The organism is Taibaiella helva, from assembly GCF_003545695.1.
Taxonomy (GTDB): domain Bacteria; phylum Bacteroidota; class Bacteroidia; order Chitinophagales; family Chitinophagaceae; genus Taibaiella; species Taibaiella helva.
Map to the genome: position 1 here is coordinate 1 of NZ_QUZZ01000010.1, position 18,698 is coordinate 18,698.

The window sequence follows — 18,698 nt, forward strand, 5'->3', positions numbered from 1 at the left end:
TGAACAATCTACTTTATACTCTTGCTGTAGCACTTATTATTGTCTGGGGCATTATTTTTTTCGGATACCATGCCGGAAGTATCATACATATACTTCTTTTAATAGCCGCTATAATTGTTTTGCTGAGTATTATCAGGGAGGGCAGAAAGCCCCCTGCGCAAAAAGCATGACAGCTATGTCTAGAGACCCATGAAGTTTTCTGTTTTTAAAAAATCGTTGATAGCCAGTAAGTTGTCAGCGAAAAAGTTCGACAATTCCCCGCCCGCCTCCACTCGACCGGGAACATTCAGATCAAAATGAATGTTCCCGGTTTTATTTTTTGCCTTAACCATCGCCAGGTCTGCAATGTAGCTAAAGACTTCATTTACTTTTGGGGTTCGACACTCCTCTGTTTTTCGGTTGTAATAGATTCCGTCAGGAAATAGTAAAAATTGCAGCTCGTGTTTGCCCTTATAATCACTCAAATCCCATACTGTAGCAAGTTTCGAGGATAGCTCTATGGCGTTTTGTATGCATTGATCCAGGTTCGACACCCGTTTGCCTGCTTTTGCGATTGCAGCCTCTAATTCCCGCTGTTCCGCCTTGAATTTTCCTGCGTATTTATCGAACATATCCCCTGTGATCTCCTCCATTACAAATCTTTCTTCAAGGCGCTCCAGCTTCTTACTGACTTCACTCAGCTCTTTGTCCAGGTTACAGCGTTGCTGTTCTCCTAATTCGGTAAGTTGGTTATACTGAATCACCGTTTTGATTTTCGGAATTCAAACGCAAAAAATTGTATCACGATTATTCTAAAAAAATGCGATTTATGGCCTGTGCAAAGTCAAAAAAGTATTCAAAGAATTTCCCGGCCTCTTTACTGAAACACCATTTGGGCACTAATCCGTTTTAATACACAGGGTTTTGTTTTAATATGCTATTGCTAGTTTATCATTATAGATTTACAAAATTTCAAAAAGGCTATCTCTTTAAGATAGCCTTTTGTATGTAATCTTGATCTTTAATCAAGGTGCAAATTACACGGTTATGCGTCAGGTTTCTCGGTTATGAACTGGGATCGTCATACTTATGAAATTCGATTTAATCATGACTTTAGAGTTCCGAACTTTAGGTAGAAAATTTGTCCTGTGGTTAGCCAAGTGTAGCTATCTTTTTGCTGAGCCAAACAACAATACACGAAGTGAGTCATCACAGCGTAGCAAAATTCAATTTCAACTTTTACAATCACTCAAATTCATTTTCAATGAGAAAAATCAGTTTAGTTTTAATCGTGTCGCTCCTGGGTTCCATTGTCAGAGCGCAAAATGTTTGGACAGGAACGACAACTCCGACAACTACAAACGGTAAAGTTGGTATTGGAACGACTAGTCCAAGTTCTAAGCTTTCAATCGCCTCTACACTTACTCTCTCCGGAACCGATATTACAGGTCAGGCACTTAAAATTGAGAATAAAAGTGGTATAGGTGGAAGTGAAGCGAACATATTTGAAATCTTTAATCAAGATATTGTTTTTCCCGGACCTGCACCTCAAAGACTAATATTTTGGACAACAAATAAAGGGAACGTCGGGATTCTAAATTCACTAAGGATCGGAACTGCAGCAGCTAACGGAGATTATGCAAATTATAAACTCAGCGTCGACGGAGATATTATTGCAAAACGATGTGTGATCCAAGTTACAAACTGGGCAGATTATGTATTCGACGATAATTATCATCTACGTCCCTTAAAGGAAGTAGAGGAATTCATAAATGCCAATAAACACTTGCCCGATGTGCCGAATGAAAATGAAGTAAAAAACAAAGGTGTTGAGATTGGTGAAATGAATCGTATATTAATGCAGAAGGTTGAAGAATTGACGTTGTACATTATTAATCAAAATAAGAAAATTGAAACGCTTGAAAGCCGGATAAACAACGATTATTAAACAGCATCGATGTTGTGTTCTGAACAAACATCATAACATTTAAATTTATTTAAGTATGTTTAATAAAATATTTTTTTTCATAGGTACATTTGTATTTCCAATTGTATCTTTTGGTCAAGGTTCCGGCATTTACAATGGCGAGTTCACGGAATTTTACACGCCCAATACCATTAGTAACGACGATGGCTGTACCACATTCTATAATGTTCCCAATTGGAGTTCAGCCTATGGTGCGCCAACACATAGTGGTGGTATGATGCACATGCAAGCTGGCATGTATTCAAGCACCTACGACCAATTTGATAAGAGCAGCAACATTTTTGGCGGATACAATTGGCAAGTTGGAAAGACTTATTATGTCCAGTTTCGCTTTCAATTTGGTGATTTTATAGACCCTTCTGCGGTATCAGGGTTTAGAGCGTATGCAACCAGTGGAATTGAACAAAAACTAGCTATGACCAACCCCGGATCAGGATGCTTAGGAGGCAATTATATGCCCAATCCGTCGGAACTCATAGCCGAATATGCACAAACTGGAAATATATTGTTAGATTCATTCTATGCGCACGGCTACTTTATATATGAGGTAAAATATACCTGCATGACATCAGATCTAAATCAAATATTTATTTATCCATTTACAAATAAATACAGCTACCCAAGTTTTCATCTTGATTATGTCAGAATACGTCAATGTGGTAGTGGTTCGTTAACGCTCACGAATCGTACACTATCGGGGAAATATTTAAGAGAGAATATTATTGCAGGAGTAAACACGCCTACGAGCTTAACCAATCCTACGCAAATGGTTGGACAGTACATCATTCTGAATCCCGGGTTCAGTTCCAGTCCAACCAATGCAAATGGAACTTTTACTGCAACAGCTGTAACTTCTTGCGATATGCCTATTGAACCCAAAGTGCTCTCCAAACCGACTTCAATCAGAGAAACACAAACTGTTACAATTGATAATCTGACTGACGATGTTGGGATCAATATATATCCTAATCCGGCGAGAGATTATTTGAATATAGAATTCTTCGGCCACTATCAAGAAGAAATCTCTTTTACTATTGTGGATGTAGCTGGACGAATAGTTATGGTATTACGGAAAAAGTATGGTGGGGAAATTTCGAATATTAAGGAACAAATAAAAATTTCCGCACTACAGCCAGGAACCTATATCTTGAATATCAAATCTAAAGCTTTTAGCAAGAGAGGTAGGTTTTCCGTACTTAAATAATATTGGTAAAAATCTTATTTCTTAGTACACATCAATTCTTAGAAAGTTTAATTATGAATTTTGCCTTGTATTGAAATTTACGTATCTTTAAACACATAAATAAGTTCTTTAAAACGATCCAAACGAGTTTAAAAAATATGGTTACCCAATCGGTTACCATTTTTGAAAACCTTTGAAATTTCGCTAAAAATGCGGATTTCAGTAGATAAAAATGATCCCAGCGGAATCACTGGAAAAAGCACCAATTTGGTGCTTTTTTGCATTAAATGACACTTTTGCAAGCCTCTTGGGTTAAAATTGCATTGCAAAGCATGCTAAAATATATCCAATTACTAGCGGTTTAGCATGGCCACACAACGGACATTTTACAGGCCGCCAGACACATCATGGGATATGGGTTGATATCCATTTAGACTAAATTTGACACTACATAATCGCCCCCTGTTTTTCTTGACAATGTTTTTGCCTTACGCTATTTAACATTTTATTAGAAAATGCGTATAGTTAGAGATTAGCGTTTTTATGTCTTTGTTTTAGAAGCCGATGCATCGGGCTACAAAGATGGTACTAACACGAATCAAAATGGACGCTGTTTAATCGTAAAAGATAATGCCCATAGTGAAGCAATCGCATTTTTATATTCTGATCCCCGAGGCCATAAGGGCCATTAAGTTTTGCAGGTATGATCGAACTTGCTGTATCAGGGACTACCGCTTACTATCTTTTGCGCTAAGATTCTGATTACCCTAAAAACATAAAAATTCAAATGAAAAGGAACGCTACTCACGGTGGAGCATGTCGAATCATAATGCATGTGAAAAAATAGAATTATTCTTTAAACAGGTTTGAATTAAAATTATTATAATTTTTATCCATTTTATAACAAAAAACACAACACAATGTACAGTCTGTTTTTACGAAAGAGAGGTTTTAAATTCCTCGATGGCTTGTTGCCAGGAATAAAATTGAGCGTTTTTGCGCTCTGCCTGTTGCTGCACTTTACCGCTGGTGCACAGCTGACGCGGCATTATGCCAACCAGGTAACACAACAGAGCGCTTCGAATGCTGCCAATGCGGCGGATGGCGATCTGTCCACCCAGGCCACCTTATACACGAACCCGGGATATGTTTTCAGTATCGGGAGCCGTGCTGATTATGTCGAAGTCAAGTTCCCTTCGATGGTTCCCGCCCATACCCCGACCTATGTTGCGCTATCGGGCGTTGACGGGAACAGGATATTGGATTATATTCTGGGTGGCTCCTTAGGTGGAGTGCTCAAGGGTATTGTCGGCGCTCTTTTTACCGGAAATCCGAACCTTGACATAGTAGCAAAGAATGGCAATAATGACGTTCAGTCTATATCGATCAGACCGGGGGGTTCTACGGGCAGCTACGGCATCGAAATAGGACCCGACGGTTTTTTTTACCTGAAAATAATACCCAATGGCAATTTCGACAGGATCTTTATCAAGTTATGGACGGACTTTACCGCGATTGGAATTTTCTCTGGTCTTAATGGTAATCCGTCAATAGGCGTACGCGATGTATTTTACAATACCGGGGTGCCCTTCGACTGTGGGGAAGAATTCCTGACGACGAGCTATGATGCAACCGGTCTCAATGCCAACATCCTGAACCTTGGAGGGAAGCCCGTAACAGATCCTCAATTTGCCATAGACGACGACCCAAACAGCTATTCCAAAATAGGCTACAACAGCATCCTGAACGCTCAAATTGCTACGACCATCAGCCAGAGCATCAATTTCAACAGGCTTTCCAACCCGGGGGAAGAAGCCGTAATGGTATTTAACCAAACCGCTTCGATACTCTCCGCGGCCATTTTGCAGAATATCACAGTGAAAGCTTATAATGGCGATACGAAGGTGTACGAGAGCAATTTGAATTTACTCCTCAATGGCGATCTCCTTGGTATTATCTCCAATATATTCGGGACGACAAGGCCTAATCGCATTTCCATCCCTGTAGGCGCACGGTTCGATCGTATAGAGTTGTCCTATTATCAACTTATCGGTGCAGGAGGCGTATTGACGAATCCTCAATTAAATCTGTATGGTATTTACAGGGTGCCGGTTAAGCCTGTATTGGCGCATAATTCCGTGCTGGAGGCCTGTGGGGGAACAAATGTTATATTAGGTGTCAACGCTCCGGTATCCGACGTTACCTATACCTGGTTCAATTCCGGTCTGCAGCCGGTTTATACCGGTTCATCCTACAGCGTTGTGGCACCTGCAACCGGCCGATCCGATACTTTCTTTGTAGCCTCCAGCCGTTGTGCGGGCAAGTATTCAGAATATGTCCCTGTAGTCGTAAAGGGTAACGATGCCCTCTGTAGCCCTTCGGCCATAAACGGTACTGTAGATCTTTCGGCTTACTATTCCGATTCCGCGATCCACGCCGTACTGCTGAATGATAGCGGTAAAGTGGTGGCTGCCGCTACAGTAGATAGCACCACCGGAAACTATAAATTTGGAAATACAGGCAAAGGAAGCTATAGAATCGTTCTGGTCGCGGGCTCTGTACCGCCGGCAGTAGGAAGCCCTGTTTCCGGCAGTAATATTGGGACAGATTATGGATTGAACCCGGGTTCAAGAACAGTAAACGTATCGGGGAACGGCGATCCGATTACCACCGATGGTTTTGTCATCACGTTTATCGGGCCGGACCTGGTAACCGGCCTGAGCACGGACCGAAGCTCAGTATCGGCAGGTAAGAACGCCAATATAACCTATGCCGTATCCAATAAAGGAAAGTCGGGCACTACAGGATTGATATACGTGGTCATTTCCGTTCCCACCGCAGGCACTTTGACTTTAGGTTCCTTGCCTGGCGGGGTAAGCCGGTTATCTTCTAATCAGGGTCGTATTGTGTTGCAGGTTACCGCCCCCATAGGGCCTAACGATATCCTCCGCATACCTGCTGTTTATACCGCCCCAAGTTCGGTTGGCCTGGAAAACCTTACGGCTATCATTCCCGAAGGATATGGAGGAGGAGAACGGAACAGCGCCAACAACAGATCGTCCATTCAATTGCTGCTGAATCAATAATCGAACACCATTTTTAATCAACCATTAAATCAGAAGTTATGAAAAAAGTTTTAGGGTTCATACTGGGGCTATCCTTCGTGCTGTCTATGCAGACCTACGCCCAAATAGGGATATCAAGCGTGACCGTTCCTACGAATGTATTGGCAACGGGAGATACCGTTACCGTATCCCTGGTGATCCAGAATGACAATTTTAGCAGCGCGTATCTTCCCGCGGATTATCCCGCACGGGTCAGCGTCGGTCTTCCGACAACCAGCCAGATCTTAAGATTGGCCGGGCCTGAGCTCTATGGTCAGAATGCGACTTCCTTTTCTACTGTAACGTCTACCGATGCCTTCAACTTTCAGTTCAGTATAACAGATTCCATTCCGGCCGGGGATATACTACGGGTCTCTTTTAAACTGCTTGCTATAGCGCCGACTTCAGGAACGGCACCAGAGGTTATCGTTCAATTGCAATATCCTGACGCAACACCTCCCGGTACAGACTTTAATCGTCAAGCAGCCCGGATTCCATTCACAATTACGGGAAATATCCTCCCCGTTTCATTGCTGGACTTCAATGCCAGGAAAGAGGGAAATAAAGCCGTGGCGCTGAGCTGGAAAACAGTTTCGGAAACGAACAACAGCGGGTTCGCTGTCGAAAGGAGCAGCGATAGCCGTAGCTGGAATGAGATCGGGTTCGTTGCCAGCCAATCGAAAAGCGGTAACAGCGATGGCGCGTTAAGCTACAGCTTCTCCGACCAGGCGCCACTGATGGGACAGAACCTGTATCGCCTGAAGCAGGTTGACCTGGATGGTCAATATGTCTATAGCTCCGTGCAGGCAGTCAGCTTTGACAGCGAGCGCACTTTTAGCGTCTATCCGAACCCGGCAAGGGATATGATCACTGTCGCGGGGCTGACGGGTAACGAGATGATCTATATCTACGACATCGCCGGCAGGCCGGTAGTACAGCAAAAGGCAAACGCAGCGATGGAAAGGCTCCTGATTGACCGCTTGCCTGAAGGCGTTTACAATGTCCATATTTCAGGTCCTGATGGTGTTCGTTTCACACAAAAATTCATCAAAGCGAAATAATACCAGGAAGCAGGTGGAGTCCCAATTGAGCCGTTGGTGTTTTATTTAGGCTCTTCAATGACAAACGATCCTCTCCGGGCTGTTTCAGGCTCCGCGGGAGGATCTGCTTTTTGTAAAAAGCTGCTGTTACAAGTGCAAGTGTTCTGAAAATAGTTTGCGATTGAGGAACTACAGCAACAAGATCCTGATGGACACTGTTTAACATTAATGGGCATGCCTATAGTTAAATATCAGTGTTTTGCCGTCTTGTAAGAGATATCAGGCCACATCGAATTTGCCCGGGTATACCGGATGCGGAATAGCCGAAACAGCACTACCAAAACCGGCCGAGGAACTACATTCTTTTACACTTTTTATCATGCCCATTATGCAATTAGTTAGATTAAGTTTCCTGTTGTTTTTATTGTTGCTTGCGGTTACCTTGCCGGCGCAGCTACCACAAAAAGGCAAAGTTTATCTAGATCACAACCCTCCATTTGGCAGCAGTTCGAAAATTTTTGAATACGACCCTGCGCAACCCATTTCGGCGACCAATCCCAGGCTCAATAGCATTGCGCTGCCCGAAGGTCACGCCGGATTGGCTGTGTCTTCTGTATTGGGCTCTCCCGATACGACTTTGACTTTCTATACATCGGTATATTCAGCTGAAGTTGGTCGCCAGGTATACGTTTATTACGATCCCGCAACCGCTTCCTGGGTCAATACAGGCCATAAATCCCATGCAATTAGTTTCGGGGCTGGCGGCGGCTTTATTTATGGCCTTGACATTGGTGACGGCGGCGATGTATATAAGTATGATGGAACCGGTGACGCAACGCGCATATTAAAAGATACCAATGTTTATTCCAATCTACAACCCTATGACCTGGCAGCCGATTGCGACGGTAATGTTTATCGTTTCAAATTTTCCAATTCAAATTCTTATGCCCAATACGGTCCCCCGGTGCTGTACAAATATGATAAGGATGGGAATTTAATCCAGACCTGGACGATGCCTCTGAACAGCACCTATTTCGGAGGAGGCGGCTTTGTCCTGGTCGGATCAGAATTTTACTTTGACAATTTATACCGTGTTCCACTGACTGAGGTGGATTCTTTAAGCATCGTATCGGGGCTGATCACACCCTCCAATGTAACTATTGCAAGAAATACCCCGAAGCTCCCCCAATATGGTCCTGGCGAAATAATAGGCGATATGGCTAGCTATAGCGGGGAAGTAAAATTACCTGCTGTAAGTATTGCAGCTTCACAAATCAGGCTATGCGTAGGCGCTCTGGCCCATTTAACGGCTTCGGTATCCAACGCCGGTGAGGTGCTATATGAATGGTATGTTAATGGCCAAGTCATTGCTGGCGCCGGTGATTCCACGCTAAGCTTTACCCCTTCGGATGGCGACGTGGTTACCTGTAAAATAGCCACCTGGAGACTTTGTGGCGGCAACTTGGTAACAGAAAGTAATCCTATTCAATTTGAAGTGGTGCCGCCTCCCCAAGCTAAAATTGAGCTGCAAACGCCCGGGCCTCAGCTGTGCTATAAGGATACCGTCCTGTTAAGTGTTGAAGATGTTCCGGGAAATACTTATTCATGGGGCCCGGAAAAATACCTTTACACCTCAAAAACAGCTCCTGCAGCGGCATTCGCAGCCTTTAAAGGAGAGATAAATGTAAGGGTTTATGACTCCATGGGATGCACCGCTGCTGATGCGGTCGCTATTTCGCCCCGGCATTGCTGCTTAGTGTTTATCCCAACCGCTTTCAGCCCAAACGGGGACGGGCTTAATGATATCTTTAATGTTCATATCGAGCCGGGACAGCATTTGAATATTTTTGAAGTATACAACAGGTTCGGGCAAAGATTATTTTCTACTTCCGACCCTGCCAAAGGTTGGGACGGAAAGTTCAATGGTCAACCGGTAGATATGGGAAGCTATTTCTATTACGGCTCCTTCTTATGTAGTGATGGCAACAGCCTCGTTAGAAAAGGGGATATTACTGTGGTAAGATAAGGTAGGATACTGCATTTGCTGATAAGTCCGGTGCATACCGTAAACGCATCGAGGATACTGTTTTGATGTCTCAATATACTTTTAGCATAGGTTCCTAAGCATTCTATAACTAATCCGCAAACTTCAGACTTCATATCTCAGGCGGGTAGTGGTTGTCTTCAATTATCTTCCGATATAGACAGAAAAGGTGTGTATTCGAATGTTGTTCGATTAACCAATAAGGGAACAACCAGCATAATCGTTTCATCCAATCCCGTCGCAACAAATCTGAAAATTTCAATGCCACTCCTTCAAAGTGAGTCTAACTTGGCTACTTATCGACATGGTTGGCGTGTGATGTATAAGATGATCATAACGAAATGGATAGGGAAATAGATATCACCTCCTCATGCAACGGAGTTTATTTGCTCAAATTCAGTAATGGCTTCATCGCTGAGATGGCTAAAATGTCGAGAGATAAGGTGGTGGTGACGTTAATTGCGCACAGCCAATTTTTAAGTAGAAAGCGCCCATAATATACTTAACGTGGTGCATGATACAAATATCACCGCCTGGGGTTACCCTCAGGCGGTGATAAACAGTAAGTGCTAACCACCACGCAATCGCCGGCAGACTGGAGGGCTAAACATGCTACTATTATTTACTACTCTAAAAGACTGTGAACTTTGGCCGTTACTTTTAATTGGATTGTAAAAATTCTCCCACACTTGGTTCTTACCATCCATTATACATTGACATTTGATATATTGGTAAACTCTTTGATCTTGCATTGCCATTATATACTGGCCATTTCTTCAATGCAGTTAATGATAGTATAGAGAAAGACTTTCTTAAGGAATGCAACCAAGTCTAATTCTTAATCAGCTTCTCGCTAAACATCTGTCCGGAAGTAATAAGCCGAAGCATATACCAGCCATGACTCAGGGCTGCGGTGCTCAGGTCAAGCGTATAGTCGCCTTTACCGGAGGGCAGCCGGGGGGAGGCCTTATACACCACACGTCCCGAAGCATCTATAAGACGGATGTCCGCGACATCTGGCAGTCCGATATTGTAGCGTATCGTTATACGGCTTTGGAAAGGATTATTAAGTACTTTGAAGCCTTCCTCCACACTTTGTAAATTGGCTACCGAAGTAGGGGTAATGTCACAGCTGGTATCATTCCCGCCTACACCTACTGCATACCAGGCACGCACTACATTTTTAAATTCAGCGCTGCAGTTGCCGTATAATGTTTTTGCTGCACTGATGCTGGCTGTACGGCAGTTGCCATAGTTAGCATTGCTGCTCAGCGACAGCTCAGTCAGATAAGCAATCTTCGCTGCTTTTTCCATACCAATTCCTGTCAGGGTATATTGCTTAAAATTATCGTTGGTACCGCTTCCTCCCTCCGTCAGCAGGTAGAACCAATGGCTCAATACGCCACTGTTGTAATGTACGCCGCATTGATCATTGGTATAAAGATCTGGTACAGGGCAATCGCTCGTTGATGCGGGGATCCAGAACTCCTTAAGATAGGTATCCGGCCGACGATATTCTTTCGGGTTTTGCATACTTCGCATTGGCCGGGTGGCGAGCTCTTCACCAATCAGCCAGCGGTTTTTCGGCCTATTGTCCTGCTCGTGTGGATCGGCCCAAGCTTCCACCACGGCCCCCCAAATATCGCTGAATCCTTCATTCAGTGCACCCGACTCGCGTTCGTAAACAAGATTGGCCGTATTCTGGCAAATACCGTGCCCGATTTCATGAGCGCATACATCCAGCGCAACAAGCGGTTTTTTCCCACCTTGGTTTTCGCCTGTCCCATCGCCGTAAACCATATACGATCCTGTCCAGGCCGCATTGTTCCATGGTTCATTAGGATCCTGCCGGAAGTGGACTAAGTTGATCAACGGTGAATCCAGGTCGTTATAGCTGCTTCTGTTGTGTTGTGTCTTCCAGTAATCGTAGATCTTGCCTGAGGCCCAATGTACATCCACCTGGGGACCGGCCCAGGCAGAATTCGAAGTGCTGGTAAAGAGGGTATTACTGTCGTTGGCGTTGTAAGTGAAAATACCGCCGCCCCGTGAATCATCGACCAGGATGAAGGAGTTTGCTACCGCTTTAGTTTCTAGCGGTACTTGTCCGCTGTAGAGACTGGTACCTGTGCCCAGCACATGGTGCATCATTGTAGTACGGAACAGGGTATTGCCGTTAACCGCGTCGATGTAAATCACCTGCATGTTTAAAGGCTCTATGGTCTGAACGATAAACTTATATGCGAGATAAAGCCTTCCGTTATTGAGATCCGAAACCCGATCTTCGATCCATACTTTTGTCCCTTCCGGCTTCTTGCTTGTTAGAGGCTTTACTACGGACAGATCGGACGCATTTTGTTCCCAGGCATATTTTTTTGCACCGATTACGCGCAAAGCATAGTTCAGCGCCTGGGCTTCCGACAACGCCGGCTGTATATCAGTATTAACCTGACTAGTATTATAAAAATCGCCTGTAGCCGAGGCGATCAGTCCCTGTCTGGCCGTTACTGTATAACCTCCGTGTTCCACCTTAATCCCTTGCAGCCATTGTTCGTACCGCTGAACAGTAATGCCGCTGTAGGGCGAAGTCGATTTTACCAGGCGAAGCTCATCCTTTCCTGGTATCAGGCTTAATTGTGTTGCGAGGAATGTCGATGCGTCTTCGATCGGTACCTTTGCGCCTTCCCCGATAAAGATTCCCGCAGGGTTGTTGTCCCTTCTGTTCCATTCTGTAATGGTTCCTTTGCTTTTGCCTTCTTCTTGTCCGTGGCTATCGGAAGGGCAGGCAAATAAACATGCACCCATAAGGGTTATAAACAGCCTGTTCAATTGAAACCATGTCAACAAACCAGCAATACGCTGGCGGCTTCCCTTTTGTGAAAACAGATAATACATTTGGTTGGATTTTTTGTTATAAAAAATGTTTCAAAAACAGATACACAACTTCAGATTTAATTTCAATTGAAATATCAGACCATGAGCAGAATTCAATAGCAGATCGACTTTGACTTCCCGTAACATCCGTAATCAAAGAATTCATTGCCCGTAATGTATCACAAGACGCAAAAACATTATTGTTTAACCATAGGCATACCAACTTTAATGTTAAATACTCCGGCTTGCTAAATGAAACAATAGATTTTTCAAACGTATAGTCGATCATAAAGGGGAGCGATTTCACGGACGCAATTGTCCGTAAAAGTTATCTATCGACGGGACAATCCTGTCCGGCACGCAGTAACGATTCTGCTGAAGAAAGGTTATTTATTGGCACTCCCATTCCCATAGAATGTATCAAGGGGGTGTATCTCTGTTACAGAGCTACATAAAAATACCCGGGCAGTGACCGGGTATTTTGGAATATTTATCGCCAACCTTGTATTTCCTATTCCTGGTTTTCGATGTGTTAGGTGGTATAAATGATTTTCGGATTTCCGGCGGAAAATCAAAACAACTGGTAAGACAGTCCCCTATCGTTGCCAGGACCCAATGGCATGGCAGTATGCCTCCATTTATTCAGGTAATTTTTCAATTTTCTGCTTCCTCCCGATTGGCAGCCTTGCCTCGTCACATTAAAGGCGGTTTTGTCGAGCCATCCCAACGACCCATATATGGGTCTGTGTAACCAGGCAACCCTGTTTCTACATGGCCGGTATAGCGTCTGTAATATTTTTCGTTCCCTGGAATCCTGACCGTGAAATCATACCAATTCAACGATTTCTCAAGATTAATGAGTTGTGTGATAGCCTGAATGCCTCTGCCACCATTGGCCGGAAGAGGTACGGTTATGTCAGGTTGCCCGTAAGCATTATCTATAATAATGAGCTGAACGTTGGGGATTTTATCGTTAATATTAACGAGTATTTCAACGTTACCGGTTAAAGCCCGGGCGTCCTGTAAGGCGTATTGGTATAAACAGAAAATATCAATGTCCGGATCATTATTGTCTCCGGAGAATTCCCTGGAAAAACCATTGGGGCCATATACAGTAATGTGATATTCGTTACCCGACATTAAATTCATAGGGAGGGATTCTTTAAGCTTGTCGCCAGCTTTAACTACATAGGATCTTGGTCTGTTAATATCGGGAATCTTATACCCATTGGGGTCGTTGGTCAAATCAAGGTCGCCAAAGCCCCAATAAAGGTTGAAAGCAGCACCCCAGCAGGTATAACCATATATTTCATTCCCCGCTTCAAAACTTATATCCACACTATTTAAGCTTTTATTGAATTTTGCTTCGCAGAATAATTGGTATAATAACCCATTGCCTGGCCGTATTCCCTCTTCCTGTTTTGGCAATAATTGACTATTCCGAACATCCTTCTTAACTGCCGCAACCTGATCCGGGCTCAGTAAATTAGTGCCTGGAGCCGCGTTGTGCTTTGCGCTCTTTATTTGTGTAAAAAAATCCAGCTTGGCAACAAGTGGAGGAAGTGTTATCTTTTCATTACTATAAGGCCTGAAGGCGGAAGTCAGATCCCCACAAACAGTTCGTCTGAATTGACTAATATTGTCACATGTAATCTTGTTATTCCCGGTTTTTTTCTGTAGAAATTTCTCCAGGAACATCAGGGTGGAAGTGTGATCAAACACTTGTGAATTCACCCAGCCGCCACGACTCCATGGCGACACTACGAGCATAGGCACCCGGTATCCAAGACCTATAGGGCTGTCATAGTCATCCGCAAGCTCATCAGAAAGATCTATTCCGGACGAACATTTTCCCATCAGATCAGCAGGAGCTACAAAGGGCGGCATATGATCAAAAAAACCATCATTTTCATCGAAGTTTATTATAAAGATTGTCTTTTTCCAGACTTCGGGTTTTGAGGTTAAAATATCTAAAACTTCAGAAACGTACCAGGGACCATATTGAGGGGAAACCGGATGATCCGAAAAAACTTCAGGTGCACACAACCAGGATACTGTTGGCAATTCTCCATTAGTAACATCCTGCCTGAATTGATAAAGAATATCACCGGCAGGAACCTTCATGCTTGTTCCATCACTAAGTGTAACCTCCGTAAGCGTATTGTACAATGGATCTTTGATATTTGTTGTAAATGCCCTGTTATGAATGTCCTTGTTATACTGTGGCAAAGCCTCCCATATTGCGTTGGCTTCAGCTCCGATAATTGCCCTGTTTTCTGCATTAAGCAAAGGATAGTATTGTTTAAACGATTCCAATACGTTGTCACCAAAATTTGATAACCATTTTACCTTAAGGTCATCTGTTTCGGTATAGACCTTCGAGGCAATATCTCCCATCTGCTTTAAGGGAGCCATAAGTATTTCGAAGAAATTTTGTATATCCGCTTTATAAGATTCCAATGATTCTCCCGATTTAATCCGCTTATCGATATTAGGAATTTGATCTAAAACGTCGTCTATTCGAAGAAGATTTACAAAAGTCTGGTTCTGATAGACTTTCCATGAGATCCCGTTATTCTGTAATACTTCCGGGAATGTCTGCCATTCGCTGGCCCCCGGTATCAAAAACGGGGTATTATCCATGTGATCCCTTATATCCGGGAATAAACCATTGCTGCCTGTAAGTTGGCCTGTCCAGAACATCGATCTGTTAGGGCTTGTACCAGTTAATGACGAACAGAAATAATGATCGCATACCGTAAAGGCATCAGCAAGCGCATGGTAAAATGGATGATCTTTACGGGTGAAGTATTGCATCGTATTCGGCGTCTTCACATCTATCCACTTATCCATATACCCTAAATTCCTTGCATTTATCTGATCCTGCACCGAATGTGGACATCCTCCACCCCATGTAACATTCGTGTTTTTGATATCGCATCTTACCGGTGCATATGTCTTTCCCGTAGCATCACTCTGCAACCAGATCGGGTTGCCATTTTCTTGTCGCAAGAAACGGGGATCATTGAACCCCCTCACGCCCTGAAGCGTTCCCAATAAATGATCAAACGACCGGTTCTCCTGCATTAAAAAAACGATATGTTCGGCATCCATAAAGGTGGTGCCAGGGTCGGGGTTTATGGCAAATGCTCTTTGAACAGCGCCGGGGAGACTGCTTATTGCCAGGCCTCCGGATAAGGCTGTCAATTTCTTAATAAAATCGCGTCTGGATTCCATTTAGTTTAATTTTTTGCTATGAACGTTCAATTTAATTTCGATGATTATTCTACAACCAGTCCTGAGGTTTTAAAATTGTACCCTGGCGAGCTTAAGCGGACCCAATAAAAACCTGCCGTGAGCTTACTGATATCCATCGTTATTAAATTAGTGACGCTATGACGTTCACATACGATCTCTTTTCCAAGCGCATCAATAATGCTCACCAATATATCTGCGGATATTTTTACTGAGGAAGAAAATGCAATCTGTACTTTCGACCTTGCCGGATTAGGATATATAACTACCTTTCCCGTTTTGTGCTCGTCCTGTTTGGATATTGAAACAGTATCAACTAACGACAGGCTTTCTTTCTGCAGAAGGTGCTTTAAAACAAGAAAATTGTCGCTGTAAGAATTGGATACTAATAAATCCAGTCGCTTGCTTTTACCAATCTCCTTCATGTAAACGTGTTGCGGAGCGCTACCGACGGGTATTTCCCTTACCTTTTCAAATGATACATTATGTAGGGTAGAATGGTTTTTCAGAATAACGGTATGATTATCCTGCTCACTATTTATGGCTATCTCCGGCATGCCGTCGTTGTCCAGGTCGCCTGAAGCCAATGAGTTCGGTCTTTTAACTGATATGGCCACCTTAGCATCTTCAAAGTGAGCCTGACTGTTTGGCGATGAGGCATTCATGTAAATTGAAAGCGAGTTGGCAAACAAATTTACTACAGCAATATCCGGCATTTTGTCGCCATCCAAATCATCTACAATACAATCTACAGGCCCGCTTCCTGTGTTTAATTGGTCAACCTGCGTAAAAGAAATCCGTCCCTGAGATGTAGTAGCATTCTGCAAAACAAACAGGATATTTTTATCATAGCCGGAAACAATCAAATCCGGTTTTTTATCCCCATTAATATCTTTTACAATAAAATAATTAGGACGTATTCCCAGATCATGGGTAGATTTTGAAAAATTTACCCTGCCCTTATCGATGGCGTTAATCAAAAATGTTAAAGATTTTTTCTCAAAATCAACTACAATAAGATCAGTCTTCTTATCACCGTCGAGATCATCCGCGGCGACATAATAGGCCAATCCGCTTGTTTCGATGCTATACTCTTTTTCAAATTTTATCGATCCCGGAGCCGACCTGTTCAGAAATATGCCAAGAATACTATTGTAGCCCTTTCTATTTGATAAAGTAATAATGTCATTCTTTGAATCACCATCAATATCGCCAATACAAAAAGAAAGCATCCTGCTTTCCAGTGAAATACTATCTTTCATTCTCCAGGATTGTTCTTCGTTTCCCGGAATTCCCTCCCATATGTAAATCTTCTTTTGCTTAGGGCTGGAAACAATTATTTCATCCTTTGAATCATTGTCCAGATCAGCCGTAAGGAGTTTTCCCGGCGAGCTATTGGGCCATCTGTAAGTAGTAGCGTTAAAAGAAAAGCGATTGGCTTGTCCATGCAAAGCGTGTGGCGTGTTTAAAAGAAAAGTAACAAATGCACCCGCAAGTATATCGCGTCTAAAGAAACGTACATTTTTATTCATAGATTTTTATTTTTAACAGGGCGTGGCGTTTCATTGCAGAGGCGTTTTTACGCCTCCGGCAAAGGCATCTTACTGTTTTCAGTTCATCAGGAGTTCAGTACACAAGAGACGCAATTAGTGATGGTATTATACCAGCAGAGAAGAAGGAGTTTACACTAACTTAATATTGCTCGGGTACGGAATACTTCGATTCTTTTTTCTCTTTTGAAAAGCAACCGTACTTACACCGGTATTTATGCTCATCTTTTGCCCGCACCTCTTGAATACTACCAGGCTTAGCAGGAAAACCTGTCTACCGATTAATGATCTAATAGATTATATGCTTGATCTGCACATCGATTGATTTTTTTCTGGAGCTTGCGCCTGGAAATTTCTAAAGTATGCAAAGCCTATTACACGGCCAGTCTGTTATCCGGATATTCCAAAAATGACGCCCATTGGCATAAATAGATTCATTAGCTACTTGCGTAAATCAGTGGATTGTTTTTTGAAAAGCACAGGAACTGCAGTGTTCCATTCGGGCAGGACGAACAGGCAATAAAAAAGTAGCAAGCCTGGGGCTTGCTACTTTTAATCTAATTTATACTTGTGTCCGGAACTGCCTGCTCATAACAGCGATTACCATGAACATCGAAGCTTTATTTTGCCACGGTAAATTTGCCCGTTGCCCTTTGGTGACCGGCATTGAGCTCAATGAGGTACATGCCTGCTCTTAAAGAAGAGACATCGACAGAGACTTTGTGCACACCGCTTGGCATTGCGCCCAATTCTTTAAGCGCTACGGTTCGGCCGGAAATATCGGTTATCCGTACGACAGCTTTATTACTGGCTTTGTCGGAGGAGAAATCAAGATTGATATTGCCGGTTGCCGGATTCGGATATACGGTCATGGCCGCATGGTTACCGTTCAGTTCCAGGATACCCGTTGGGTTGTTGGTTACACTGCATTTATCAGTAGCACCGGAGCCGAATTTTACATTATCTACCTTTGCGAAATTATTCCCCGACAATGCAGCAATTATACTTGCAAACATTTGATTCGGCGTAGTTCCGGTAGCTCCAAACGCAGCTTCAATAGCTTGCGCATCCACACCGGGGTCGTTGTAATACCGGGTTTCTCCGTCAGAGGTAGTCAGGGCAAAAAAGCCAACATAAGGACATACTTTCGCATCCTTTGGTATCGCTACTTTGGGATTTGATGGATTATTCCAGAATTGCTCGCCTGGCGCCAGGGCGAGGTTAAATGACAGCGAAGCCCCGGCAGCCAGAGTAGCTCCTATTTTCTCACTCACATAATACTGTGTAGGCAGTTCCACGCCGAACATTCTGACATCATAGAAAAGCATAATGGTGTCACCATCAGCCGCGCTTAGCGCCGTAGTGCTGTTATTGGTGATCTTAAATGAAAATCTGATTGAATCCAGTGTGTTGGGAAAGGATTGGCCGCTGGTCGGCGAGAGAATCGTTACGCCTAAGTCTACCTGGGCATAGCTGCTGGTTACCAAAGCGCCTGAGAGAACGAGTGTTGTTAAAATCCGTTTCATTGTTTAATTGTTTTTTTGTTTAAAAAATATATACGGTCAATATGGCTTTAGTACAAACGCCCGGGTTAGACAACGCAGGCGAAATCTTCGAAAGAAGACTATGAAAACAAGTTGATCTGTTCTGTAGGTACTGTATTAGCAAAGAAACAAGAGAACAGA

11 protein-coding genes are annotated in these 18,698 nt (G+C 43.3%); 6 read left to right on the plus strand and 5 right to left on the minus strand.

Annotated features, from left to right (window positions below):
* Positions 1–170: lmo0937 family membrane protein (locus tag DZC79_RS15570; protein ID WP_118952536.1), on the plus strand; the 170-nt coding region annotated here is incomplete at its 5' end.
* Between the two features lie 9 nt (positions 171–179).
* Here DZC79_RS15570 and DZC79_RS15575 read toward each other — a convergent pair.
* Entirely contained in the window at positions 180–743 is a 564-nt protein-coding gene (locus DZC79_RS15575; protein ID WP_118952537.1) for a hypothetical protein, read from the minus strand.
* Between the two features lie 500 nt (positions 744–1,243).
* On the opposite strand from DZC79_RS15575, the gene DZC79_RS15580 reads away from it, so the two are divergent.
* The 5 genes from DZC79_RS15580 to DZC79_RS15600 all read left to right on the plus strand — a co-directional run bounded on the left by DZC79_RS15580 (position 1,244) and on the right by DZC79_RS15600 (position 9,319).
* Complete coding sequence (locus DZC79_RS15580) at positions 1,244–1,927, plus strand: hypothetical protein (RefSeq protein ID WP_118952538.1); 684 nt, start codon at positions 1,244–1,246, stop codon at positions 1,925–1,927.
* Positions 1,928–1,982: 55 nt separating this feature from the next.
* On the plus strand, positions 1,983–3,170 hold the full coding sequence (locus tag DZC79_RS15585; protein WP_118952539.1) for a T9SS type A sorting domain-containing protein: 1,188 nt from the start codon (positions 1,983–1,985) through the stop codon (positions 3,168–3,170).
* Positions 3,171–4,069: 899 nt separating this feature from the next.
* Positions 4,070–6,235 (plus strand): immunoglobulin domain-containing protein, encoded by a 2,166-nt coding sequence (locus DZC79_RS15590; protein WP_157977186.1) that lies wholly within the window; start codon positions 4,070–4,072, stop codon positions 6,233–6,235.
* A 38-nt stretch (positions 6,236–6,273) separates the two neighbouring features.
* Positions 6,274–7,314 (plus strand): T9SS type A sorting domain-containing protein, encoded by a 1,041-nt coding sequence (locus DZC79_RS15595; RefSeq protein WP_118952541.1) that lies wholly within the window; start codon positions 6,274–6,276, stop codon positions 7,312–7,314.
* A 367-nt stretch (positions 7,315–7,681) separates the two neighbouring features.
* Positions 7,682–9,319 carry a T9SS type B sorting domain-containing protein gene (locus DZC79_RS15600; RefSeq protein ID WP_157977187.1) on the plus strand — a complete coding sequence of 546 codons (1,638 nt, stop codon included), beginning with the start codon at positions 7,682–7,684 and terminating at the stop codon, positions 9,317–9,319.
* An 849-nt stretch (positions 9,320–10,168) separates the two neighbouring features.
* Here the strand turns inward: DZC79_RS15600 and DZC79_RS15605 are convergent.
* The 4 genes from DZC79_RS15605 to DZC79_RS15620 all read right to left on the minus strand — a co-directional run bounded on the left by DZC79_RS15605 (position 10,169) and on the right by DZC79_RS15620 (position 18,539).
* Positions 10,169–12,139, minus strand: coding sequence for a M4 family metallopeptidase (locus tag DZC79_RS15605; RefSeq protein WP_198666911.1), 1,971 nt, complete (start codon positions 12,137–12,139; stop codon positions 10,169–10,171).
* A 762-nt stretch (positions 12,140–12,901) separates the two neighbouring features.
* Complete coding sequence (locus tag DZC79_RS15610; RefSeq protein WP_118952544.1) at positions 12,902–15,445, minus strand: phosphocholine-specific phospholipase C; 2,544 nt, start codon at positions 15,443–15,445, stop codon at positions 12,902–12,904.
* Positions 15,446–15,489: 44 nt separating this feature from the next.
* Positions 15,490–16,995 carry an FG-GAP-like repeat-containing protein gene (locus DZC79_RS15615; RefSeq protein WP_118952545.1) on the minus strand — a complete coding sequence of 502 codons (1,506 nt, stop codon included), beginning with the start codon at positions 16,993–16,995 and terminating at the stop codon, positions 15,490–15,492.
* 638 nt (positions 16,996–17,633) lie between these two features.
* Positions 17,634–18,539 carry a T9SS type A sorting domain-containing protein gene (locus DZC79_RS15620; protein WP_118952546.1) on the minus strand — a complete coding sequence of 302 codons (906 nt, stop codon included), beginning with the start codon at positions 18,537–18,539 and terminating at the stop codon, positions 17,634–17,636.
* Positions 18,540–18,698 lie beyond the last annotated feature (159 nt).